This window comes from Mucilaginibacter sp. GW822-FHT03E02, from assembly GCF_058801545.1.
This window is the reverse complement of record NZ_JBXANJ010000001.1, coordinates 2,274,240-2,299,427: the sequence shown is the minus strand read 5'-3', so window position 1 is coordinate 2,299,427 and position 25,188 is coordinate 2,274,240. Positions and strand designations below refer to the sequence as shown.

15 protein-coding genes are annotated in these 25,188 nt (G+C 42.7%); 10 read left to right on the top strand and 5 right to left on the bottom strand.

Annotated features, from left to right (window positions below):
* Positions 1-264: 264 nt before the first annotated feature.
* From AC1RM2_RS09715 to AC1RM2_RS09700, 4 genes are all read right to left on the bottom strand, one after another.
* Positions 265-1,248: an ISAon1 family transposase gene (locus AC1RM2_RS09715; RefSeq protein ID WP_492982900.1), complete on the bottom strand. Its 984-nt coding sequence runs from the start codon at positions 1,246-1,248 to the stop codon at positions 265-267.
* Positions 1,241-1,597 carry an ISAon1 family transposase N-terminal region protein gene (locus AC1RM2_RS09710; protein WP_492982898.1) on the bottom strand — a complete coding sequence of 119 codons (357 nt, stop codon included), beginning with the start codon at positions 1,595-1,597 and terminating at the stop codon, positions 1,241-1,243. Before AC1RM2_RS09710 ends, AC1RM2_RS09715 begins: the two co-directional genes overlap by 8 nt.
* A 259-nt stretch (positions 1,598-1,856) precedes the next feature.
* Positions 1,857-3,383, bottom strand: a complete 1,527-nt coding sequence (locus tag AC1RM2_RS09705; RefSeq protein ID WP_492984908.1) for a gluconokinase — start codon at positions 3,381-3,383, stop codon at positions 1,857-1,859.
* Complete coding sequence (locus AC1RM2_RS09700; RefSeq protein WP_492984907.1) at positions 3,380-4,273, bottom strand: AraC family transcriptional regulator; 894 nt, start codon at positions 4,271-4,273, stop codon at positions 3,380-3,382. The genes AC1RM2_RS09705 and AC1RM2_RS09700 overlap by 4 nt, the downstream gene beginning before the upstream one ends.
* A gap of 442 nt (positions 4,274-4,715) precedes the next feature.
* Between AC1RM2_RS09700 and AC1RM2_RS09695 the strand changes: the two genes are divergently transcribed.
* From AC1RM2_RS09695 to AC1RM2_RS09670, 6 genes are all read left to right on the top strand, one after another.
* A complete protein-coding gene (locus AC1RM2_RS09695) occupies positions 4,716-5,552 on the top strand; it encodes a fumarylacetoacetate hydrolase family protein (RefSeq protein WP_492984906.1) in 837 nt (278 codons plus the stop codon).
* A gap of 90 nt (positions 5,553-5,642) precedes the next feature.
* The gene (locus tag AC1RM2_RS09690; protein WP_492984905.1) at positions 5,643-7,358 is read left to right on the top strand and encodes an IlvD/Edd family dehydratase; all 1,716 of its coding nucleotides are present in this window, start codon (positions 5,643-5,645) and stop codon (positions 7,356-7,358) included.
* 14 nt (positions 7,359-7,372) lie between these two features.
* The gene (locus AC1RM2_RS09685; protein ID WP_492984904.1) at positions 7,373-8,695 is read left to right on the top strand and encodes a gluconate:H+ symporter; all 1,323 of its coding nucleotides are present in this window, start codon (positions 7,373-7,375) and stop codon (positions 8,693-8,695) included.
* A gap of 199 nt (positions 8,696-8,894) precedes the next feature.
* Positions 8,895-12,053: a SusC/RagA family TonB-linked outer membrane protein gene (locus AC1RM2_RS09680; RefSeq protein WP_492984903.1), complete on the top strand. Its 3,159-nt coding sequence runs from the start codon at positions 8,895-8,897 to the stop codon at positions 12,051-12,053.
* A 12-nt stretch (positions 12,054-12,065) separates the two neighbouring features.
* Positions 12,066-13,577: a SusD/RagB family nutrient-binding outer membrane lipoprotein gene (locus AC1RM2_RS09675; RefSeq protein WP_492984902.1), complete on the top strand. Its 1,512-nt coding sequence runs from the start codon at positions 12,066-12,068 to the stop codon at positions 13,575-13,577.
* Positions 13,578-13,975: 398 nt separating this feature from the next.
* Entirely contained in the window at positions 13,976-14,101 is a 126-nt protein-coding gene (locus AC1RM2_RS09670; RefSeq protein WP_492984901.1) for a hypothetical protein, read from the top strand.
* Positions 14,102-14,226: 125 nt separating this feature from the next.
* Here AC1RM2_RS09670 and AC1RM2_RS09665 read toward each other — a convergent pair whose 3' ends face one another.
* Positions 14,227-14,649: an ester cyclase gene (locus AC1RM2_RS09665; protein WP_492984900.1), complete on the bottom strand. Its 423-nt coding sequence runs from the start codon at positions 14,647-14,649 to the stop codon at positions 14,227-14,229.
* 285 nt (positions 14,650-14,934) lie between these two features.
* Between AC1RM2_RS09665 and AC1RM2_RS09660 the strand changes: the two genes are divergently transcribed.
* From AC1RM2_RS09660 to AC1RM2_RS09645, 4 genes are all read left to right on the top strand, one after another.
* Positions 14,935-15,657 carry a helix-turn-helix domain-containing protein gene (locus AC1RM2_RS09660; RefSeq protein ID WP_492984899.1) on the top strand — a complete coding sequence of 241 codons (723 nt, stop codon included), beginning with the start codon at positions 14,935-14,937 and terminating at the stop codon, positions 15,655-15,657.
* 148 nt (positions 15,658-15,805) lie between these two features.
* Positions 15,806-16,750 (top strand): NADP-dependent oxidoreductase, encoded by a 945-nt coding sequence (locus AC1RM2_RS09655; protein ID WP_492984898.1) that lies wholly within the window; start codon positions 15,806-15,808, stop codon positions 16,748-16,750.
* Positions 16,751-16,976: 226 nt separating this feature from the next.
* Positions 16,977-21,182 carry a hybrid sensor histidine kinase/response regulator transcription factor gene (locus AC1RM2_RS09650; protein WP_492984897.1) on the top strand — a complete coding sequence of 1,402 codons (4,206 nt, stop codon included), beginning with the start codon at positions 16,977-16,979 and terminating at the stop codon, positions 21,180-21,182.
* An 806-nt stretch (positions 21,183-21,988) separates the two neighbouring features.
* The gene (locus AC1RM2_RS09645) at positions 21,989-25,180 is read left to right on the top strand and encodes a SusC/RagA family TonB-linked outer membrane protein (protein WP_492984896.1); all 3,192 of its coding nucleotides are present in this window, start codon (positions 21,989-21,991) and stop codon (positions 25,178-25,180) included.
* Positions 25,181-25,188: the final 8 nt, after the last annotated feature.

Sequence of the window (25,188 nt, the reverse complement as noted above, 5' to 3'; positions counted from 1 at the left end):
TGGTTCGAAAAAACGCCACTGTGGGGAGCCTAAAAATCAATGATTTAACCCAACTCTGGCGAGTTGGGTTTTTTTATTTGCAGAAAAATATCGAAAAAACAAATATTACTCCCTCTTTGCAGAACTTTATTATCGCGCCGATCAGATGTTTATATACGGCTTACGAGTGCCAGATTAGCGATTTTCTATATCAGTATTAAAGGATTATTTGGTAAAAACGTATTTCCGGATCAAGCGGAATTCTTGTGGGGGGGGGATAAAAAGTTAGGCATAGATATTAGCAAGTCTGAATAAGAAGAAAGAAGTATCCCTTACACCTCTTAAAGTAGCTCTGAAAGCCTTGACTTTAGCGTTGAAAGATTCTGCAGATGCGTTGGTACTCTTGTTATCGAAGAAGTTTAAGATAGATTCATAATGCGTTTTTACAGATCTGGCAACAGTTTTAAAAGCATCAATACCTGCGTCTTCTACATCATTATACCAGATTGCCAGTCTTTTAAACGCCTGCTGCTTGTCTTTACAGATAGTGAAAATCTGCCCCAGCCGGATTGACAGGTTGTAGGCTTTGAGCAACAAGGGATACCTTGGAAACAACAAATCAGCTCTTTCTTTCTGTGATACGGTCCATTTAGATGGGTGTTTAAATAGTAGATACCTGCTTCTGGCCAGTAATTGTTTTAAAGTATCCCCGTTGCTAAATACTTCAGGCTGATAGCTTTGCTTGTTCTTTTTAGCGTCCTCTATTGCTTTGTTCTCTTGCTCTAATGCTTCCCAGCGATATTTGATCCTAGCTTCCTGTGCAGCATCATAAGCCAGCTTTTGTACATGGAACCGGTCAACAACCCGCACAGCATTATTGAAACACCTGCGGATAGCTTTGATCATGTTAGCAGCCATATCCATCGTCACTTCCTTAACTTTATTCCTTTTGCGGACAGGTATTCGCTCCAGTACAGCCATGATCTGTTCGGCCTGTGTGCCTTTGATCATCGCTACGATAGCCTTTTTACCCCCTTTGGCTGCTTTATTGGTAACAATGGTATACAGTTCTCCGTTGCTCAAGGCGGTTTCATCTATACTAAGGTAAGGGCCTATATTATCTGCAAACAGCATCCACTCCTCTGCATGCTCTTTCTGGCCCCAGCTCTGAAAATCACTCAGGTGATCTTTATATTGCTGACCGAGCTGCTTGCCGTCCACCTGATATAACTTGCCTAATAAATGGCTGCTAATAGGATGATTATCCAAATATACCTTTTAAAAAAGTGCCGAATTCTGTTGTCATTCGCGCACCTTTTCTTACTAAATCCCAGTCTCTTGTGATGATCTCTCCACTTGTTTTTACTTCCCACCTGCGTCTTTTGATACAAAGAGCTACTTTATGACCGCGGATGGGAAAGTCCTGTATAGCTGTTTCCGGTAAGAAACCTTTTGATTCAAGTTGTGCCTTTTCATACCCCGATGGAGCGAGGTTCTTTTCTTCCAGGTAAATGTTTAGCTGCCCATTTTCTGAAGAATTAACATTTATAAGCTCAAAATATGCTAAGATACCTTCTGGTAAGATTAAACGGACAAGGGTTTCGTATGCTGCTGACAAGGGTATTCGTATTTGTTATTCCTGCCGCAAAACAAATACTTTTTTTATTCGCCCACAACTTTTCGGACTGATCCGTATTTCCCCTGACCGCTTATGATTGTAGTTCCATTTAACGAAAGCTTGTCTAACGATAAATAGGGACATTCACCAGTTCCGTTTTTGAAGTTGTAAATAATCACATCATCTGCATTAGCAGCTATTTTCATCAATAAGGTGTCTTGTATTAATGTGATGATTGGCATTATACCCACTTGTATGCTTACTGACTATACCGCTCCTGCAAATCAGAAATGGCATCAAATTCATCAGCCACTTTTGTTATCAAACTTTCAAATACTTTAAAATATTGGGTATAAACCTGATGGTTTTGGGCATTGGGTAAATATGTTTGGTGCATGGTAACTGTTTTTGAGGCTTCTTCTAAAGAGGGGTAAATGCCCATCTCGGTGGCGCTTAACAAAAATGCGCCTTTGCCTATGCTGTCGGCATGGCTAAGTGTACTTACCGGCTTATTAAAAATATCTGCAATAATTTGGGTACAAAACGGAATAGACGCAAAGCTGCCATTGATTGACAGGCTTTCTATATGGCGGTGCTTTTCCAGTGTGCGGCCAATACTGTACATTTCGTATAGTATTCCTTCTATTGTTGCCCGTATAAAATGTTTGCGTTCATGCCGGATATTTATGCCAAAATAACATCCCCTGGAATTTGGGTTCCAGATTGGCGCCCGTTCGCCATGCAAAAAGGGAAGGAAGATTAAACCACCCGATCCAACTTCGGCATCCGCGGCTTCCTCTATCAGCATTTCCATTGACTGATCAACATCAAACGCTTTTTGAAAATCGCCAAATTGTTTGGTAAACCAATTGAATATTACGCCCCCGTTACTCGTAGGGCCGCCGGTGATGATATGCTTCTCGGTAAGCAGGTAATTAAAAATTTGTTGTTTGGGGTCTTCTATTATTTTATCGCCAATGATCCGGAATGCGCCGCTATCTTCAATAGTAATTGTAGCCATGCCATTGTCCCATACGCCGGCTCCCAGTGTTGCCAGGCAACCATCGCTTGAACCTATCAGGATTTTAACAGTTGGTAGTAATTTTAAAACCCTTTGATACTCTTTTTTTAGCGTGATGTCCGAATAAAAAACAGGGTGCAAATCGGGCAGTTCTTCGGGCGTGATCCCTGCAAACTCCAGCGCTGCCTGGTCCCAGGCTAAATTGTGGATATTCATTAGCCCGGTTGCAGATGCTATACTGTAATCTATCACACATGCGCCGGTAAGTTGTTGAATGATATACGTTTTTATCGGCATAAATTTCCTTGCCAGCCTGAATTTTTCAGGTTCGTGATTCTTCATCCAGGCAATTTTTATCAACGACGACATGGGGTGAATAGGGGTTCCGGTGGCTTTATAAATCTCTTCGCCCAGGCTATTTTGTTTAAGCTCGGCTGCCTCTTTTTTGCCCCTGTTGTCTGCCCAGGTAATGGCGTTGCCTAACGGTATCCCATCTTTGTCTACCGCAAGCAAGCTGTGCATAGATGAGCCAAAGCAAATACAGGTAACAGTATATTTTTTTGGATATATCTTCTCAATGAGCAGGTTTTTCAAAATATAAAGCATCGTAATAAACATCTGCTCCGGGTCCTGCTCGCTATGGTCGGGTTGTTCATGAAAGGTAGGGTAGTGCCCCTTTGATGAACTGATTAAATTACCGGAAAGATCAAAGGCGAAAACCCGCACAGCGGCCGTGCCCATTTCTATAATGATGATACAATTCATGATGTATGTTGATGATCTGATGTTTTATTTTTCCTGAACTCGCTGGGGGTGTATCCCGTTAGTTTTTTAAACGTTGTAGAGAAATGTTGTGACGAATAAAAGCCCGTGTTTAGCGCTATGTCGGTAACATTTACCTGGTTTTTTTTAAGCAGTTTGGTAGCTTCGGTTATCCTGATGTTAATTAAATAATTCAGCGGCGAAAAACCGGAATAGTTTTTTACCTTTTCGGTAAAGGCGGTAGTACCCATACCAATCAGGGCAGCCATTTCTTCCACAGTCCATTGATGGGCAAGGTTTTGCCGCAATGTTTGCTCCAGCTTTAAAAATGTTTGAGGAAAGTCTCTTCTGGAGTTGCTTTGCCTGATCAATTGGCGGCTAATTAATACGAAAAGCTCATCAAGCAGCTGGTTTGTGCGGGTGTAAAAGCCTACTTCTTCGTTTTGTAATTCAACCTGCAAGTTGTGCATTAGGGTGTGCGCTTCCTTCAGTTTTAAAACAAGCTGTTGTTTGTTTACCAGCAAAATTTGGTTAACAGATAGTTTTTCCTTTTTAGTAAGTCCGCTCCATTTGCCCAATAAAAGCTTTCCGCAATCTTCGGTCGAGATTTTTATCCAGAATAAAGCGCCGATATTTAATATACCGCTTTCGCCGCCAATGCGTTGCCCCGGCAATACTACAGCAAAGTCACCCGGGTATAAGGCGTGTTGTTGAGAATCAATTATCCAGCTGAATTTCCCCTCTAAAATATAGTACAGGCAAATGCAATCCGCAACATTACTGTTAAAGGAGTTAAGTTGGATAGTGTTGTTTTTTTTGAGGGCAAACTCCAGAATATGCGGAAAATGCACAAGTTCTTTAGATGCCCCCTGCTGAAGTATCAATTGATTCATTCAGTGTAATAATTGGTCTGCGTTGCGATCTTCTCTGTATTGCGACGGTATTTAGCAATCTAAAAGGATACTCTTAGAAAGCAAGTTTACATATTATAAAAACAAAATTTGTACAAAAACCACCACCGTTTTTTTATGGTACTTTCTGCGGTAGGTAGTGTTATACTTCGTATGGATGAATATTCCCGGTCCGGTATTGGTCTTTTAACCGGCATGAAAAAAGTCTGCCGCTAACCATGAAACTACTCCGTTGACCTCTCCATAGCACTGAATTGGCGCGGGAGCTTTGCCTGAAGTTTTTTGTGCAAAAATCAACACTGTGTGTTTTTAGAAGATAAAGCAATTGGGTTTAGCATTCTTTGTAATACAACCAATTAACCCATCCGGGATATTTTTTTACAAATGATAATTACCGTGCAACGCGGGATAGTAATAAATAGCTATGCATATATTTAAAACCTACGATAAAATTATTGTGAAATATTCCGACCGGCTTTACAGTTCGCCGGATTGGAACTGGGATAGCTTTATTAACCGCGGAACATTGCACAACCAGGTTTTAAAAGACATCCAAAGTATCACGCCAGATCCTTTATTGGCCAACGATTTAAAACAGTTATGCGCTCCTATTACCGGCCAGGAGATATGGGCATCGGGCGTTACCTATATGCGCAGCAAGGATGCCCGCATGGAAGAATCTAAAGACGCCGGCGGCGGCGATTTTTATGCGAGGGTTTATAGTGCCGAACGTCCCGAGATTTTTTTTAAATCTTCGGCATCCCGCGCGGTTGGGCCTGGCGGCGCCGTTCGTATCCGGAAAGATTCGAAATGGAACGTTCCGGAGCCGGAGCTGGTGCTATTTATTTGCAGTGCAGGTACTATTGAAGGATATACAATTGGCAATGATATGTCGTCAAGAGATATTGAAGGCGAAAATCCTTTATATCTTCCCCAGGCAAAATCATACGATGGCGCAGCGGCGGTTGGCCCATGTCTATATGTTCCGGCTGCACCTATTTCCCCCGATACTGAAATCCAAATTGCCATATGGCGAGGCAATGATAAAGTGTTTGCTGATGCCATAACAATCAGCAGGATGAAACGCGCACACCAGGAACTTACTGATTACCTTTTTATGGAAATGTCGTTCCCGGCCGGTGCATACCTCATGACCGGCACTGGTATAGTACCGCCCGATTCTTTCACGCTGAGTTATGGCGACGTAATAGATATTACAATAAGCAACATAGGCACACTCAGCAACCGGGTAGGAAAATAGTGAGCATGAACGTTGATGACAACCCGGTTGCAGCGCAGCTTAACCGGCGATTTCATCACAACATCAATATAAATTATAAAACACTACAAAATGTCACACTTCAGAAGTTCTGATTGGTTTGGAAAAACAGGTAAAATGGGGTTTTTATACCGGAGCTGGATGAAAAACCAGGGTATGCCCGCCGATCTTTTCGACGGAAGGCCGGTTATAGGTATTTGCAACACATGGTCGGAACTAACACCTTGCAATGCGCATCTGCGCGACCTGGCCGAATCTGTTAAACGCGGGGTGTATGAGGCAGGCGGTTTCCCGGTGGAGTTCCCGATCATGTCGTTGGGCGAAACTTTGCTTAAACCCACCGCTATGCTTTTCAGGAACCTGGCCAGTATGGATGCCGAGGAATCAATACGTGGCAATCCGATAGATGGGGTTGTGCTGCTTACGGGCTGCGACAAAACCACGCCATCTACCATGATGGGGGCCGCCAGCGTTGGTTTGCCTACCATCGTAGTTCCGGGTGGGCCTATGCTGAACGGTAAATACCGGGGCGCTGATATCGGATCGGGCACGGCGGTATGGAAGTTGACTGATGACCTCATAACCGGCAAAATAACCAACGACGAATACCTTGCTGCCGAAAGCTGCATGTCCAGAAGTGCCGGCCATTGTATGACGATGGGTACCGCTTCTACTATGGCTTGTATGGTCGAGTCGCTTGGTATGTGCCTGTCGCAGGCCGCGGCTACCCCGGCTGTTGATTCAAGGAAAAAAGTGCTGGCGCAGCTATCAGGCAGGCGTATTGTCCAAATGGTAAAAGAAGGATTAACGATATCAAAAATACTCACCCGCTCCGCTTTTGAAAACGCCATTAAAGTAAATGCCGCTATTGGCGGTTCTACCAATTTCATCATACATCTTACAGCAATTGCCGGGCGTGTTGGGGTAGACTTATGCCTGGACGATTTTGACAGGCTGGGCAGCAAAATACCCTTGTTGCTTAATTTGATGCCTTCCGGAAAATACCTGATGGAAGACTTTTATTATGCAGGCGGATTACCCGTGATATTGAAAGAACTAAACAATGAATTAGATATGGATGCGATAACCGTAACAGGCAAATCGCATGCAGAAAACATAAAAGACAACGGTATATGTTATAATAATGAGGTTATTACAAGTTACAGCAATCCTATTATTCCCGAGGCCGGCATCGCCGTTTTAAAAGGAAACCTGGCTGTAAACGGCGCGGTTATTAAGCCTTCGGCAGCAACGCCGGCGCTGATGCAGCATACGGGCAGGGCGGTGGTTTTTGAAACCATTGAAGATTATCACACCAGGATTGATGAACCGGACCTTGATATAGACGAGACCTGCATAATGGTGCTGAAAAGTGTTGGCCCGGTAGGGTACCCCGGCATGCCCGAAGTGGGCAATATGATACTCCCTAAAAAGCTACTGGATAAAGGCATTACCGATATGGTAAGGATATCTGACGGGCGGATGAGCGGCACGGCATACGGTACAGTTGTGCTCCACGTGTCGCCGGAATCTGCCATCGGCGGTAACCTGGCACTTGTAGAAAACGGAGATATGATATGCCTGGATGTACCGGCGAGAAAAATAGAGCTGCTGGTAGATGAGATTGAACTGGAAAAACGGAGGTTGTTGTGGAAAAAGCCAGCTTATCACACCGATAGGGGCTATGTGTCTATGTACCAGCGCCACGTGCAGCAGGCTGATAAAGGTGCCGACCTTGATTTCCTTGTAGGGAATTCCGGATCTGTTGTAACCCGCGATTCACATTAATTGAAATTTAACAGATGGCAATAACAATACTGGTACTTATCTTTTGCATTTTACTGCTTGTAACGCTGATAACCTGGGCAAAGGTTAACGCGTTTCTTGCCTTCATTATTGTAGCGCTGTTGGCGGGCTGCTTCCTGGGCATGCCTTTTCCAACAGTTGTCGCGTCAATAAATAAAGGGCTCGGCGATACATTAGGGTCAGTCGCAATCATTATTGTGTTGGGTGCCATGCTGGGCAAACTGGTTGCCGAAAGCGGCGCCGCCCAGCGTATAGCCCATTTTATGCACAATTTGTTTGGTGCTAAATATGTAACCTATGCTATGGCTATAACCGGCTTTATTGTGGGTATCCCTTTGTATTATAATGTTGGGTTTATATTGTTGGTGCCTATCATTTTTTCGGTGGCTTCCAGCTATCGTTTGCCGCTATTATACGTGGGCATGCCCATGCTTTCGGCTTTATCGGTGATGCACGGCTTTTTACCGCCGCATCCATCGCCAATGACTCTTATAAGCGTTTTTCATGCCGATGTTGTAAAAACATTTGGCTATGGGCTCATCATTGCTATTCCGGCAATAATTATAGCAGGGCCGGTATTTTCGGCTACCCTCAAAAAAATAGGGCCAAACGGTTTACAATTTGCCAATAGTGCTGCGGCCTTGCCCGCTAACGAGTTACCTGGCATTGTTAACAGCATGATGTCATCGCTTTTACCGGTAGTATTAATTGGCATCGCCTATTTGCTGCCAATGCTTTTTGGTGACTCGCCCATTATAAGAAAAACGGCGTCATGGCTTGCCGAACCTATTATTGCCATGCTGCTCACCGTAGTTATAAGCACCTATACGCTTGGTTTACGAAAAGGCAGGCCATTAGCAAAAATAATGGATGGTTACTTATGCGCAGTAAAGGATATAGCGATGGTATTGCTCATTATTGGCAGTGCGGGTGCGCTGAAGCAAATATTTGTAGATAGCCGCTTAAGCAATGCGCTCGCCGGTATGCTGGTAAACAGCGCTATGCATCCCTTGCTACTCGCATGGCTGGCTACAGCTTGTTTGCGGCTTTGCCTTGGCTCGGCTACCGTGGCGGGTGTAACTGCCGCAGGTGTGTTGTTCCCAATTGCGCATCATGCTGGTGTTAACACCAATTTATTGGTGCTGGCTATAGGAGCAGGCAGCCTGTTTGGTTCACATGTAAATGATACGGCTTTTTGGCTGTGCAAAGAATATTTTGGGTTATCGGTGAAGGAAACATTTCGCTCATGGACGGTAATGGAAAGCCTGGTATCGGTAATTGGCCTCGCCGGCGTGTTAGCCTTAAGTTGTTTATTATAAACAATACCAATAAATGAAACAAATCCAAAACATATACAAACCAATTTAAAAACCAAACCCCTTATTAAGCATGGAAAAAAAATTATACTAAAGTTGAAAAACGGCCTTCAAAACGCCGCTCAAAAAAACGCTCTTTCGCAATTACCAATTTTGAGAAAGAATTCAAGTTAATAAGTTATCAATTATTTAACCTAAAATCATGAAAAAAAAGATTAAAGCATCGAGGATGATGTTGTCTATTACGATAAGTGTTCTTTTTACACTTATCATCGCAGCGGATGTACGGGCCGGAAATGCCGCAAACGTCCGAATCAAGGCCGATATGAGTGTACAAACAGTTACCGGCAAAGTGACCGATGAAAAAGGACTGCCGCTTGTTGGCGTCAGCGTTAGCGAAAAAGGAGCCAGGAACGGCGTTTTGACAGATGTAAACGGTAATTACAGGATACAGGTATCCAGCGATAACGCAGTGTTGATGTTCACCTACGTGGGGTACAGTCCCAAAACCGAGCCGCTGAACGGGCGCAGTACGCTAAATGTTACCCTCGAGCCTAAATCAAACGCCCTGAGTGAGATAATAGTAACGGCATTGGGTATAAAGCGCGAGTCGAAAAAATTAGGCTATGCGGCAGAAAATGTGCGTGTGGGCGAAATAACAACCAATCGTTCCACAAACTTTGTCAACTCGCTTGAGGGAAAGGTTGCCGGTTTAGATATCTCTCCACCCTCAAGCGGCCCGGGCGGAAGTACCAAGATCAGGTTGCGCGGGCAATCTGCGTTCCAGGGCGATAACGCGCCGTTGATTGTATTAAACGGCCTTCCGCTATCACAAAGCCCGTCGAGCACCAACGGTTACACCCAATCGGTTGATCTTGGCGATAATATGCAGCAGATTAACCCCGACGATATTGAGTCGATGACGGTATTAAAAGGGGCCACTGCTGCAGCGCTTTACGGCTCGAGGGCAAGTAATGGCGCATTGATTATCACAACTAAAAGCGGTAATAAGAATAGCGGTATCGGGATTGAGTTTACCTCTAACTTTACCCAAAACCAGGCACTTGATTTTACCGATTTTCAATACGAGTACGGACAAGGCGAAAATAACGTACGCCCAAAAACACAGGGCCAGGCGCAAAGCTCAGGCGCATGGAGTTTCGGAGAAAAATTTGATAACGCGCCTACCTACCAGTTTGATGGCGTACAACGCCCTTACGCGCCGGAAAAAAAACGTATCAGCAAATTTTTCAGGCGCGCTAATGCATGGACTAATACCATCGCCTTTTCTGGCGGTAATGATAAGGGCAGCTTTAGGTTCTCCTATTCCAACCAGGATGCCCAGGGCATAGTACCTAATAACGATTACCACAAAAAAATATTCAACCTGGGGTTGAATTATAACTTCACACCTAAACTATCTGCACAGATCTATATAAATTACGACCACGAGAATAACAACAACCCGCCGGTAATTGGTATTCAGGGCACATCGGTTACTAATTACATGTACCGCTATTCCAACTCGGTTAGTCTGGATGTATTAAAAGCAGCTGCGGTTGACGCCAATGGTAACGAAACGCCTACATCACGTTTCACTACCCTTACCAATCCATACTGGATCATGAACAAACAATTTACAAGGCAACCCAAAGACCACCTTTTGGGTACTGCCAGCCTGCGCTACCAGTTTTTTAACTGGCTTTACCTGCAGGGCCGTGTTAATATGGAATATAGCGCTTCGTTTTATGAACAAAATGTGCCAACCGGCACTTTGGCAAATGCTGCCGCACCGGTGGGCCTTTATAACGGTAGTTATAACTCAAATGACAATACTTACCGCGCGCTAAATGCCGACTTTTTATTAGGGGGTGGCCACAAATGGGGCGACTTTTCTTTTGATGCCACTTTGGGTGGAAATACTTTTCCTTCGTCATCGCGGGGATATACCGTTACTGCAACAAACTTTTACGTCAGGGATTTTTATACCGTTGGAAATGGTGTAACCACCACTTCGGCCTATGCACTTTCCAAGTCAACGGTAAACTCGCTTTATGGAACTGCCGAGTTTGGATATAAATCTTATTTATTTATAAATGTAACAGGCCGTAACGATTGGTTCTCGGTGTTAAGCCCCGAACATAACCATTATTTTTATCCCTCGGTAAGCGGCAGCTTTGTTTTTTCGGAATTTTTAAAGAACCCGCCTTCCTGGCTCTCGTTTGGAAAAATCAGGGCTACTTACGCCAACGTGGGCAGCGCTAATGGCATTGGGCCATACAGCAATTCGCTTACCTTCGCGCTTTCTCAAAATACCTTTAACGGCTTTCCGCTTGGAAGTATTAATAATACAACTACTCCAAATCAAAATATTAAACCTTACAGCGTAAAAGAAAAAGAGATTGGCCTAGAATTGCGCATGTTTAACAGCCGGGTTAACCTTGATGTAGCCGCATATGATAAGCACACCACCAACCAGATTTTAAGCGTTGCTATTTCCAACGCATCGGGTTATACAGGTACCATTGTAAACCTTGGCGAGTTGCAAAACCGCGGCATGGAGTTTTTACTGGAGCTGGTGCCCATAAAAAAAGCAGATTTTACCTGGCGCTCCGCGTTTAATACCGCTTTAAATTCCTCAAAAGTATTGGCCCTGGCCAACGGTCAAAATCAACTAACACTGGGTGCAGGCGAATTCTTTGGTTCTATCGTCGACCAGGTTGGCCTTCCGTTAAACCAGATACAGGGATCAACTTACCGCAGGGATGCCAACGGGAAGATCATTGTATCAGGCGGCAAACCGGTGGCAAGTACATCGCCCAAACTTTTTGGCAGTGCATTGCCTAAAGCCACCGGCGGTTGGGTAAATACATTTACTTACAAAAAGTTTACCCTGATGACCCATATTGATTACAAAGCCGGTGGTAAAATATTATCAAGTTCTAACCTGAATTTCCTGCGGGAAGGTTTGTCAAAAGAATCTCTGGTTGGCAGGGAAGGCGGTGTTAAGTTTGATGCCGTAAATGCTGATGGTACCCCTAACGCTATGGCGGTGAATGCCGAGGACTTTTATGCTAACTATCGTTCGCAAGGTATCCTGGACCCCTTTGTTTACAAATCAGATTTTATCAAGTTAAGGAACGTTTCTTTGAGTTACGATTTTTCGAAGATGGTGAAAGCTAAATTTATTAAAGGGCTGGTGCTTTCTGCCGTATGCCACAATGTGCTGATCATCAAAAAGTACACACCTAATATCGATCCGGAAGCAATCTCATCAAGCGGCGATATTTTAACCGGGTACGAGCAAAGTTCAGTGCCTACAACGCGGACTTATGGATTTAACCTTAACGTCAAATTTTAAAAGAATACGATCATGAAAAATTTTATAAAGATCATATTGTCTGCCGCCTGCCTGTGTTCTGCAGTAGGTTGCGATAAAGGGTTCAAACAGTTAAATGTTAACCCAAACAACACCACCAGCCTCGACCCAACGTTTTTGTTTTCCAATGCAGAGGTTTTAACCTATGCATCATTAATGGAAACCGAAGCAACCGTTGTTCAACAGTTTATCGATCCTTTCGGCGGTGTTACTTCTGCATTTAATTTCAACGTTTTAAATCAAACCTATACGGTATTGCGATGGAATAATGCATATCCGAATAGTATAAAACTGCTGGAGCATATTTTGTCGGTTACCAAGGGCGATGCAACCCGCACCAATCTGTACAATGCAACCAGGATATGGCGGGCTTATAATTATATGATGTTGGTTGATACTTACGGCGACGTCCCTTACAGTCAGGCTGGCCAAGCCTATCTGAGTTCGGCGTTCTTGCCTAAATATGACAAACAGCAGGATATTTATGCCGACCTGGTGAATGAACTTACCACAGCTACGGCAGCATTAGATGCTTCAAAAGATGTGGTTAAAGGCGATGTTTTTTTTGGCGGAAACATTCCGCAATGGAAACGCCTGGGCTATTCATTGCTGCTGCGCATTGGTATGCGTTACTCTAAATTAGATGCCGGTAAAGCAAAAACAATTGTACAGGCAGCTGTTACCGGAGGCGTAATGCAATCTAACGCCGATAATTGTTACCTGAAATATAACAATGCGTACCCTAACCCCGTTACGCAGCAAATTCAGCAGTTAACCAATACTTATTATCTTGCCGAGCCATTTGTTTCACAATTAAAATCAACCGGCGACCCAAGGCTCAAGTACATCTCGGCAATGTACGCCGATCCTGGCAAAGCATTATCCCTTGCGCCGGATACGGTAGCTGCCAACCAGTTTGGTTTGCCTATAGGCTATGATAGTGGTACGCTGCCAACAGCGCCCGGGTTCCGCGGCATAAGTGGCTCTGGATTCAAATACTCGCAGGTAAATTACAGCGTGTTTGGTAAAATAACCGCGCCGCAATATTTTGTAACCTATGCCCAAACGCAACTGCTACTGGCTGAGGCAGCTTTCAGGGGGTACATAACAGGTACAGCAAGCACCTATTATAATAATGGCGTAAAGGCTGCAATGGATCAATTTGCCAGCTATGATGCCAGCGCTGTAATTGGCAGCGATGCCGAAAATGCTTATTTAAATAACCCAGCAAACGCGTATGCTGATGCCAACGCTTTGAAACTGATTAATACCCAGTATTGGATAACATCATTTGGAAACGGTGCAGAAACCTGGGCCAATTTCCGAAGGAGCGGCTTTCCTGCGCTATCGCCAAATATTTATCCCGGCAAGCAAATAAAAGGCAGTTTTGTACGCAGGTATACTTACCCGCAAACAGAATCGTCCATTAATGCTGATAATTACAGGGCCGCCGTAGTTAGTATAGGCACTGATGACCTGGATACCCCTGTTTTTTGGGACAAATAAATAACCTGCTTGGTATATTAATGCCCCGGTGCCGATTTGGTTCCGGGGCATATGTTTTCTTAACATTCGCACTAAGGTCTTAGCGAGTTGTAGCACAAACACCTCAATTTCTGGTTTGGCTAATAAATTACTCTTGAGCAGTAAAGAATTTTGAAAAACTGCCTATTTCAATCAATTCTTCAACAAAATGGTGCGGATTTTGTCCCGTCATTTACCCATTTCTAAAAGCCTTTTTACAGCAGTAAAAGGGCTTTTTTATGCCCTCAGGGCAGATTTTCGATAAAAAATAAAATTCATCAAGTTGAATAGACGTTGCAGGGACCTTGATCACTGCGTTCCAGAAATACAGGGCAGCAATTCCTCTACACTTTGATCATATTAAACGATTGAAGTTAAAGATGCTTTTAGATTCGACATTACCCAAACTGGTGCTCCGAGTGGCCCGGAATTACCTGGTCAAGGCCTTCGGAACCTCCACCGTTACCGCCAAAACGGTCCAGCCGCTGGCATATGTAATTGGCTAGGGCCTGTCGGGATACGTCCGCAATGTAACACGATGTATGTATGAGGAGGAGCGCACGGATAAGAGGATACACATATTCCACTATACAGTTCAACACCGCGGCACACGCGCGCCAGCAATGGGGCATTAATTCATTGACGGTATTGCTCCTATTTGTTGTAACAAATTTAGCAAATCAGGCTGACCAAATTCTTCAATGATTTGATCATTATGAAATTTGTAGAAATTTACCGCTTTTACTTCAATAGTTCTGAACGTAGCTGGCACACCAAAGAAGGGCCCATTGTGTGTGCCACGCATGATAAAACGTGCGGCTATCTTATTATTTTCCGCTACCATGTCTTCAAGTTCCCATTGAATATCAGAAAAACCTGAACGCATCATATTGATTATATTCAGATATCCAGTTGGTCCATATAGTGGCTCTGGTTGGCTCGGTACAAAGAATTTTGCCTCTGCTGATATGAGTTCTTTACTTAAAACCTCGCTGGCTGTATTGATGAATTCCACAAAGCGTTTCATCAACCGTTTATTGTTTTCTGTTGACATTTAATTTTTATTTAGGAACAAATCTCGGCTGATCTTTATAAAGCAACCAATAAGGTATCTTAACAAATACTCTTAAAGTACTTTAAGAATTTTGATGGGCAGGTCCCTTTCTGATTGTGCTTGAGAATTCGGGGGTAATACCTATTTGAGCACAGTCAGGGTTCTTTAAACTATTCAAGATCGAAGCCAATTTATCACCTTTAGGATGTAGAAGTTCGCTTAACTAACGAGCATTGATCTAACAAAGGATAGTATATTTACGGGAAATCATACCATATTGTATCTATGAATCCTTTTATACTTGCCCTTAAAGCCCGAAACCTCACGGTAGAGATTCACCATCATTCGGCCTATCAGATCGTCTTGTCAAACGACACGCCCTTCAATTCGACCGTTAGCGGAATACTTTATGAGCGTATTCACGGTTTTTTGATCAAACCGCATGTCCCCCATTTTTGCGTAGCAGAAAAAGGAACATTGAATGTTTTAAATATAGAACCTTACTCGAATATTGGTTTAGAACTGGCCAGCAGATTTAAAGAAAATGAGGAATATATTGTCTTTGATTCACCATCTGAAACCAATGCTTTTTTTCAGACGCCCAAAGACAGTTTAGCAATTAGCCAAATAGTTGATGCGTTACTCGCCAAATTACCGGCTACGGCCTATGATGAAAGAGTTGCCAAAATAGTGGACCATATCAAATCCAACTATTACGAGCAAAACATCACGCCCCAAACATTTGCCGATATCGTTTTTCTTTCGCCCTCGCGTTTAGCGTCACTCTTTAAACAACAAACTGGCAGTAGCCTATCTAAGTATTTATTATGGACAAGGTTGCGCCAGGCTATCTATCTTACGCTTTCTGACAAAGAAAGAAGCCTTACCGAGATCGCTTATGATACCGGCTTTTACGATTTACCTCAATTCAATAAGTATATGTATGAGATGTTTGGCATGCCGCCTAAAGCTTTGAAGCACAATAGTGACCTGATCGAAATTTATTAGTCTTAATTTGCCAATACTCGATTGTTATCTGTGGCACCCTCACTTGGAGGTGCCGCAGGCATTTCCAACAACAGTGATTTGATACAAGTTTACTGATCTGGCTGTTCGCAACTTTGTGATATCATTTTAAATAATTAAAAATAATATCATGAAAGCAATAGTGTATCAAAAGTTTGGAACCGCGGATGTGTTGCAAACTGTAGAACAACCAAAGCCTATTATAAAAGCAGATCAGGTACTGGTCAAAGTAAAAGCATTTTCTATCAATCCAATGGATTGGAAGATCAGAAAAGGCGAAATGACCTTGATGTCCGGTTCAAAATTTCCAAAGCACACCGGCACGGATTTCTCCGGTATCGTTGAAGAATTTGGATCTGCAGTCATCGGCCTAAAAAAAGGCGATGAAGTTTTTGGGGTAGTAAAAAACATGATGAAAGAAGGTGTATCAGCTGAGTATGTTGCCGTAACAGCTTCACTTGTATGGAAAAAGCCCGCTAACATCAGCTTTGCCCAGGCCGCCTCCATTCCGGTGGTTGGAACTGCCGCCGTTACCGCATTAGAAAAAATGGGTAATATCAGTTCACAAACCAGCATTTTGGTCAACGGCGCTACCGGAGGGTTTGGTATGTTCTTACTGCAATTATTAAAACAACGGGGCGCAAACATAACCGCGACGACTGGCAGCCGGGGAGCAGCATATGCAAAAAAATGGGGCGCAAACGCCGTGAAAGATTACAAAAAAGAAAATGTGCTTTCTCAGAAAGCCACTTATGACGTAGTTATCGACTTATCAGGCAAAATGGGTTACAAAACGGCTAAACAGATCATGAAGCCTAAAGCCATTTTTCTGAATCCTACACCTAAGCCAGTTGAAATTCCCGTATCGCTTTTCACCAATCTATTTACCGCCAAAAAGCATGTGGTCATCCTTTCCAGCCCGTCTACTAAATACACCGATGTTCTGCTAAGTGCCGTGAAAAATGGGCTGGAGATTGAAGTGAACAAAGTATTTCCATTTGCGCAGTACAAAGAAGCTTATGAATATGCTGAGCGTGGTGGTTACATTGGTAAAGTAGTTATCGAGATCGATTAAGATGCTGACCAAGATCGATAACACCATCAAGTATGGTAAGCAACACGCGGCTTTGGCATCCAGATTTTGTATCCCGGACTTATCCGGCCAGAATTACACGATAGATCAGATAAGGACCGACACTTTTATCTCTTTAATTACGAATTAATCCTACTTTTATATTATCTTAGTGTACCGGCTTGCTAAGGGCCAGGTTCACGATCCCGAAGATCTCAACTAAATTTTAATGCGTTTAAAACTTTATATTGTCGTTTCAGCATTGTTTTTTGCTTACACCAACAATTTTGCGCAAAACAGCCAGTACCAGTTTTCGCGGCTAAATATAAGCAACGGGCTATCTCACAACAAGGTTAATTGCATATTTAAAGATCCCAAAGGTTTCATGTGGTTCGGCACGGCTTCGGGCCTTAACCGTTATGACGGTTATACTTTTAAAGTATTTAAGCACGATGCAAATAATAAAAACTCCATTAATGACGATTTTATAAACAATATTTTTGAAGGGCCCGGCAAAAAGTTATGGATAACAACCCCGGCTGGATATTCCTTTTATGACCCCGAAACGGAGCAGTTTAACAATGACGTATCGTCAGTGCTCCATGCTTGCAAACTTCCGGGGTATCCGTTCGTTTCCAAAATACTTCACAACGGGAAAGGCGACTTCTGGTTTTTGTGTCCTGATTCAGGCCTTTACAGGTATAATGAACTGAAAAAAACTGCCACGCGTTATTATCATCACCATAATTCCAGCCCATCATTATATTCAAGTTCTGTTACAGATATGGTGCAGGACGCAAGCGGCAATTTGTGGCTTGCTTATGACGACGGCGTAGTAGAGTTATTTGACATTAAACGTAATGCAATTACTTACCGTACCGATATTTTTAAAAAAGCTACCAATAACAGGGGTAGGGACTATTCGATAACTATTGATAGTGAGGGCGATCTCTGGGTGTTTAACCCCAATATGGATTCCGGCGTTTATTATTACAGCCGCAGTACCGGACGGTTTCGGTACATCACAAAAGAATCAGCAGAAACTCCGCTTACATCGAACAACGTCACAAATATTATTCAGGCCGACGACGGCCTTATGTGGATCTCCACTGATCATGGGGGGATAAATTTATTGGATAAAAAAAGTGGAAAAATTACTTATTTACTAAGCAGGGAAGATGACGCAAAATCGTTGGGACAGAACACGGTATCGCTTTACAAAGATAAAACAGGCATTATGTGGGCCCGTACGCTCAGAGAGGGGATAAGTTATTATCATAAAAATATTATCAGGTTCCCGTTATATAGGCACTTTGCCTCAGACCCCGCGAGTCTTAAGTTTGAAGACGTTAATAAATTTGCCGGGGATAAAAACGGTAATTTATGGATTGGTACCAATGGGGGCGGTTTAATTTATTTTGACCGCAAAACAGGCAAGTTTACGCAGTATAAACATGATCCGGGAAACCCGAACAGCCTCAGCAGTGACATTATTGTAAGTTTATGTATCGACCACGAACAGCAGCTATGGATAGGTACCTATTTTGGCGGGCTGGACCATTTTGACGGAAAGAAATTTATACACTACAAACATAACGACAAGGTGCCTACGAGTATTGCCGATGACCGGGTGTGGAATATTCTGGAAGATTCATCAAACAGGTTATGGATAGGTACTTTTGCGGCAGGTTTGCAAATATTTGACAGGGACAAACAAATATTTTCATCTCCTTTTAAGCAAACGGATATCAGGGCGCCTTATATATCCGCACTCTTTGAAGATACCAAAGGAAATCTCTGGGTAGGAGGGTATTCGGGCATAGATAAAATATTAAAAAATGGACGTGGCGTTATCCATTATAATAAAAAGAACAACGACCCTAACAGTTTGACCGGCGATGACATCAATAGTATCATGCAGGACAGCCGCGGCCTGATGTGGATAGCGACAAGGGACGGACTGAGCATATTAAACCCTGAAACAAACCGTTTTACCTCGCTGACGAAAAAAGAAGGATTGCCCGACAACCAGGTTTTGAATGTATTGGAAGATAACAGGGGGGCCATGTGGCTAAGTACGTCAAAAGGGCTGGGCCGGATAACATTGACACCTGGCAATGGCACCTATAAGTTTCAATTTGAAAGCTTTGATGAAACAGATGGCCTGCAGGGCAGAGAGTTCACTGTAAATGCAGCTTTAAAAACCAGTAAAGGGGAATTGGTATTTGGTGGCTCGCACGGCTTCAATATTTTCGACCCGCAGAGCATACATCCGAATATCGATGAGCCTAAATTAATTTTCACTGATTTTCTGCTATACAACAAAAGTATAGCAGCCAATGAAGAAGTGGACGGCCATGTCGTATTATCTAAAGCCATTTCGGCCACACAGGAGATAACGCTGAACCACAGCGAAAATGTGTTCACCATTGAATTTGCCGCCTTAAATTTCTTTAACCCCAATAAAATAACGCATCAGTATATGATGGAAGGTTTTGATAAAGGATGGCTTACTGCAAATAATGCTACCCGGAAAGCTACCTATACTAACCTTGACGGAGGCGATTATACTTTTAAGGTACGGGCTATTGGCCAGGAGGGAAAATGGAAACCCAGCTATATAAAATTAAAAATTAAGGTATTGCCCCCTTTCTGGAAATCTACTTTAGCTTATGTTATTTACCTGTTGATGATAACCGGGACTCTCTTTTTTATACGCCGGCGCGGAATACAAAAAATAAGGAGACAATTCATAGCAGAGAAAGAAAAATTTATAGCAGAGAAAGAAAAACAGGAAGCAAAATTGATAATTGAACAGGAGCGCCAGGAGATTAAGCGAATGCAGGATCTTGATCAGCTGAAAACTAAATTTTTGACCAACGTAAGCCACGAGTTCAGGACACCGATTTCGCTGATTATGGCACCGGTCGAAAAAATGCTTACCCGTGCCGATCTGGAACAGAAACAACAGCTGGGCATGATAGGAAAAAACGCCCGGCGATTGTTGAACATGGTAAACCAGTTGCTTGATTTTAGGAAGATGGAAGTTCAGGAGTTGAAACTACATAGCAAGCCGGGGGATATGGTGAAGTTCATCAACGAGATATACCTTTCATTTACTGATATAGCCGAACAAAAAGAGATTAATTTTATTTTTGATACCACGATTGATTCGTTGTTTACTGATTTTGACCATGATAAGATAGAAAGGATATTGTTTAACCTACTATCAAATGCCTTTAAATTTACACTGCCCGGTGGCCAGGTAAGCGTCTTGCTTAATGTAGATAGCGAAACTGGTGATGCCCCCCTTGAAATTAAGGTGATTGATACCGGTATTGGTATTCCGCGTGAAAAACAAGGTAAAATTTTCGAACGTTTTTTTCAACATGATATTCCCGAGTCCATGATTAACCAGGGCAGCGGCATCGGCCTTGCAATTACGCATGAGTTTGTGAAGATGCACGGAGGTGAAATAACTGTTGAGAGTGAGCCCGATCACGGAAGTTGTTTTATCATTAAACTGCCGTTTGTTATCTATAACGGTCGGGATATGGACCTGCCAACAGACAATGACATTGATTACGATAGCGCAGACGAAATTACTCATAATGAGGGTAAAACTATCGTCAAACAGCTGCTATCACATAAAAGGCATGTAGTTCTTTTAGTGGAGGATAACGATGACTTTCGTTTTTACCTGAAAGACAATTTAAAGGATGTGTTTTTTTTAATCGAAGCTTCAAACGGGAGGGAAGGCTGGCAAAAGGCGTTATCGCAACACCCGGATATTATTGTAAGTGATATCAGCATGCCCGAGATGACAGGAATTGAGTTATGCAAAAAGCTAAAGAATGACAAACGTACCTCGCACATTCCCGTTGTACTGTTAACCGCGTTAACGGGTGACGAAGACCAGATAAAAGGCCTGGAAATTGGTGCTAATGATTACATGACAAAACCATTTAATTTTGAAATATTGCTTTCAAAAATCAAAAATATCTTAACCCTTCGGGATACCTATAAACGCACATACAAAAAGCAGATGGATGTGCAATTGCAGGAAACTCCCTTAGAAAATGAAGATGAAAAACTGCTAAGGTGTATTGTTGACTATATAGAATCGAATATAGTAAACGAAAACCTTTCGGTAATGGAATTAAGCAGCAAGATGAATATGAGCCGGGTATCACTTTATAAAAAAGTTTTAATGCTTACGGGTAAGTCGCCTGTTGACTTTATCCGTTCTATAAGACTTAAAAAAGCGGTGTATTTGCTGGAGACCAGCCAAATGACAATCAGCCAGATTGGCTACGAAGTTGGCTTTAATTCGCCCAAATATTTTACAAAAGCATTTAAGGATGAGTATAACATCCCACCCTCTGCCTATGTCAGTTCAATTCGCCAACAAAAACTGGAAGAAAAGAACAGTTAATTAAATTTAACCAATTATTGTCCAGGGCAAACGCATCTAATTGGGTTAACATAACTTAACATATTTCAGAAAAAAATTCATAAATATTTGATATTCAATATCTTATATTTCAACATGATTAACATTAAACTTATCACGCAATTTAAGCGCATCCAAATATTTGTGCCCGTTGTTGGCCAATACATGCCCTTCGGTAGCTGGATCATTTAACCACGATCTGCCAATAAAAACAAGCTGTCCTTTGATGCTTATATTTTCCCGAGGCCATAAGCTTATTCCATTACCTATTTTGATGCGTTTGCCTTGCCAATTACTCCCCGATTGTTGTCATTGAAGTCAATATTTTGCAAAAAAATAAAGTAAAATATGAACGTGAAGTAGTTTAAATTAATTAACGCATTGATTTTGAGTGTTTTATAATGTGGTTAACATTTGGGGCTGTATTCATTATCAAATTCGGTAGCCCTTTCTTTCTAACAATCATAGTTTCATCCCCCGGAATATCAGCTCAAGGTAATGTATTTAAACACGTTGCTTTTGAACAATGTTCCACCAATAACCAATAGGACCAACAGTTAACTTTTTTTGAATTAGTAAACATGCGTCTGACTGCACCTGAAGTTTTTTAACTGAGTGTTCGGGCAGCCGTTCCATGTAACGAAACTAACTGTAAAGTAGTTTTCGAAGGTTGTTTTTGGGCTATCTAAAATGCGATAACAAAATAAATTATGAATGAGAGAGAAACCAATTAAGCACTAACCAAAAAACAATGTACCAATTATCAAACCTTAAAATCCTTTTAAAAGATGGATAAAAATTTACAAAAGAGAGTGAAATACCAAATCTCATTAATTATCGCGGGCATATTTCTTTATATATCTGCCCATGCACAAACCGTAAGCATTACGGGGAAAATTACAAGTTCCGACGATGGTGCGCCAATACCTGGAGTTAGTATTAAAATTAAAGGGACAGGCCTGGGCACCGTGTCCAGCATTGATGGCAGCTATAATATAGCCGCTGAACCGGGCAAAGTGCTTGTTTTTAACTTTTTAGGTTATTCGCCACGGGAAATAACTATTAAGCAGGCCGGCGCAATTAACGTCACGCTCAATTCAACGTCCAGTAATTTGAACGAGGTAGTCGTTATTGGTTATGCTAAAGCGCGGAGGCCAGATGTAACAGGCTCTATCAGTTCAATATCAGGAGTCAGTTTGCGCCAAACGCAGCCAACTACTTTTGACCAGGCCCTGCAGGGTAAAGTTGCAGGGGTTGTCGTTCAACAAGTGTCGGGGCAGCCTGGTGGCGGGGTATCTATTCAAATACGTGGCGTGTCGTCAATAACCGGCTCCAATTCGCCACTGTACGTAATAGATGGTATTGTTGTTCCACCGGTGGGTGACCCCGGTAACGGTTCAAATCCGTTAAATGCCATCAATCCCGCCGAAATTGAATCAGTAGACGTATTGAAAGATGCTTCGGCAACAGCAATATACGGTTCGCAGGCAACCAATGGTGTAGTTGTTGTTACCACAAAAAGGGGCAAAGCCGGACCGCCGCAGATAAGTTATGATTTCTATACTGGTTACCAGGAAATACTAAAGCGGCTCCCTACAGTAAATTTGCAACAATTTGCAACTTTTATTAACGCCCGGTCCGTTGCCTGGGGCTTTGATAACAGGCCCGAATTTGCCAATCCTCAATATTTAGGCCCTGGTACCGACTGGCAAAAAGAATTATTCCGGAAGGCCCCGATGATGAACCACACAATTACTATAAACGGTGGGGATGCCAGGACCCAATATTTACTATCAACCTCGTATTTTAACCAGGACGGGATAGCCCTTGGATCTAATTTTAAAAGATACTCCCTAAGGCTTAATTTAGATAACAAAACCACTGATTGGCTAAAAATAGGGACCAGCCTTCAATTGGCGCATATTAATGAAAATGTAAATTCAACCGCCAGCAATGTAATCGGCACCGCGCTAAGCATTACCCCCGATGTTCCGGTAACAAACGGTGATGGTTCCTTTGGTGGTGTTACCGACCCCAACGGTTGGGTACAACCTGTTGCCAACCCGGTGGCATTGGCTAAAATCATAAAAGACCAAAAAAGGAGGAACCAGATATTTGGCAACGTGTATGCCGAAATACAACTTACCAAAGACCTGTCGCTGCGAAATGAACTATCCGGTAATTTCGATTTTAATACGGAAGACAGGTTTTCGCCAACTTATAGTTTTGGTAAAGGTACTCCGAGCCCTAACTTCGGTTCCTCTGCCGCCGGCCAAAATTTTTATATTGTAATACGCAATTTTTTAACTTATAACCATAACTTCAAAAAATTCCACATTGATGCTTTAGCAGGGCACGAATCGCAGGAGAACACTTTTGAAAATGTTAGCGGTGATCGAAGGAATTTTCCTTCAAACAATGTACAGGCCATTAATGCGGGGGATGCCAGCACGGCCAGAAACTCCGGCGATAATTCACAATCAAACCCCACCGGCGGCGCTGCACGGGAATCCTGGTTCGGCCGTATCAATTTTTCATGGGATGACAGATATCTGCTCACCGGGAATATACGGGACGATGGTTCTTCAAATTTTCCCACCAACAATCGTTGGGGTACTACCTATTCGGGCGGCTTTGCCTGGAAAATTAATAACGAGGTGTTTTTAAAAGGTGTAAAATCTATAAATGAATTGAAGCTGAGGATTGGTTATGGGCTAACCAACAATCAGGGCATACCGGGCAATACTTACGTAACCCAACTTGCATCGGTTTCAAACGGCTTATCAGGTACGGCGCAGTTTCAAAACAATTTGTCAAATCCGTCTGTGAAGTGGGAAAAAACTGATTACTACAATGCCGGTATCGACGGATCGTTTTGGAATGGGCGGTTAGGTTTTTCATTAGACGTTTACGACCGCGAAACAAAAGACCTTTTGTTACAGGTGCCGCTTCCGGCATACTCCGGTACTGTAGCGGGTTGGGGGCCGGGATCCATGCAGGCGCCTTTTGCCAATGTCGGCTCGCTAACCAACAAAGGGGTTGATTTCCAAATCAATTCTACCAATATTACTTCTAAAAATTTCACTTGGAAAACCTCTTTTACCATATCGCGAAATAACAATAAAGTGACCTACTTAGGTGCGGGCGGAACTGATGCTAACCTAAGCCAGAAATCATATGTAATTAACGATATCATTGAAAAAACGACGGTGGGCCAGCCAATTGGCGAATTTTATGGCTATGTATTTGACGGGATTTTTGCAAAGCCATCTGATCTTCTAAACCATGCCCGGCCTGCCGACGCAAATGGTAACCCTTACCCGGTTTCTCCGGCGGGCGGGGGTATCTGGTACGGCGACCGTATGTTCAAGGATTTGAATGGCGACGGTATTATCGACTCCAGGGACCAAACCTTTTTGGGTTCCCCAATCCCTAAATTCCAGTACGGCATCAGTAATACATTTAACTACAGAAATTTTGATCTGAATATTTTCTTTAGCGGCAGTTATGGCAACAAGGTGTTCAATCAAATGGCTATACAGCAATCCGACCCTCAAAATCATACTACCTATTTTACATCGGTATTAAATTATGCAAAACTGGCTATGGTAGATCCTGCCGGTTCTTCATCCGATGTTAACAATGTATATGTTACCAACCCAAATACAACAATTGTAGGCGTGAGAAATGACAATACCAACAGTAATAACCGTCCTAATAGTTTGTTTATCGAGGATGGTTCATTCCTGCGGTGCAAAAATATCACCTTGGGTTACCGGTTGTCAGAAAGTCTTTTATCCAAAATATCTGTGCGGTCTGTCAGGGTATATGCCAACGTATCCAATGCATTTATCATTACAAAATATAAAGGTATGGATCCTGAAATTGGTTCGTGGAACCCGCTTCAGGCAGGTTGGGACAGCGGTTATTATCCGCAGCCAAGAGTGTTTACCATTGGTGCAAACATAACCTTGAAATAATAAAACGA

What these genes read in the sequence shown, in the direction of transcription:
- AC1RM2_RS09705 (WP_492984908.1), bottom strand. Translation starts at nt 3,383, where the DNA reads ATGAATTGTATCATCATTATAGAAATGGGCACGGCCGCTGTGCGGGTT.
- AC1RM2_RS09700 (WP_492984907.1), bottom strand. Translation starts at nt 4,273, where the DNA reads ATGAATCAATTGATACTTCAGCAGGGGGCATCTAAAGAACTTGTGCAT.
- AC1RM2_RS09695 (WP_492984906.1), top strand. Translation starts at nt 4,716, where the DNA reads ATGCATATATTTAAAACCTACGATAAAATTATTGTGAAATATTCCGAC.
- AC1RM2_RS09690 (WP_492984905.1), top strand. Translation starts at nt 5,643, where the DNA reads ATGTCACACTTCAGAAGTTCTGATTGGTTTGGAAAAACAGGTAAAATG.
- AC1RM2_RS09685 (WP_492984904.1), top strand. Translation starts at nt 7,373, where the DNA reads ATGGCAATAACAATACTGGTACTTATCTTTTGCATTTTACTGCTTGTA.
- AC1RM2_RS09680 (WP_492984903.1), top strand. Translation starts at nt 8,895, where the DNA reads ATGAAAAAAAAGATTAAAGCATCGAGGATGATGTTGTCTATTACGATA.
- AC1RM2_RS09675 (WP_492984902.1), top strand. Translation starts at nt 12,066, where the DNA reads ATGAAAAATTTTATAAAGATCATATTGTCTGCCGCCTGCCTGTGTTCT.
- AC1RM2_RS09670 (WP_492984901.1), top strand. Translation starts at nt 13,976, where the DNA reads ATGCTTTTAGATTCGACATTACCCAAACTGGTGCTCCGAGTGGCCCGG.
- AC1RM2_RS09665 (WP_492984900.1), bottom strand. Translation starts at nt 14,649, where the DNA reads ATGTCAACAGAAAACAATAAACGGTTGATGAAACGCTTTGTGGAATTC.
- AC1RM2_RS09660 (WP_492984899.1), top strand. Translation starts at nt 14,935, where the DNA reads ATGAATCCTTTTATACTTGCCCTTAAAGCCCGAAACCTCACGGTAGAG.
- AC1RM2_RS09655 (WP_492984898.1), top strand. Translation starts at nt 15,806, where the DNA reads ATGAAAGCAATAGTGTATCAAAAGTTTGGAACCGCGGATGTGTTGCAA.
- AC1RM2_RS09650 (WP_492984897.1), top strand. Translation starts at nt 16,977, where the DNA reads ATGCGTTTAAAACTTTATATTGTCGTTTCAGCATTGTTTTTTGCTTAC.
- AC1RM2_RS09645 (WP_492984896.1), top strand. Translation starts at nt 21,989, where the DNA reads ATGGATAAAAATTTACAAAAGAGAGTGAAATACCAAATCTCATTAATT.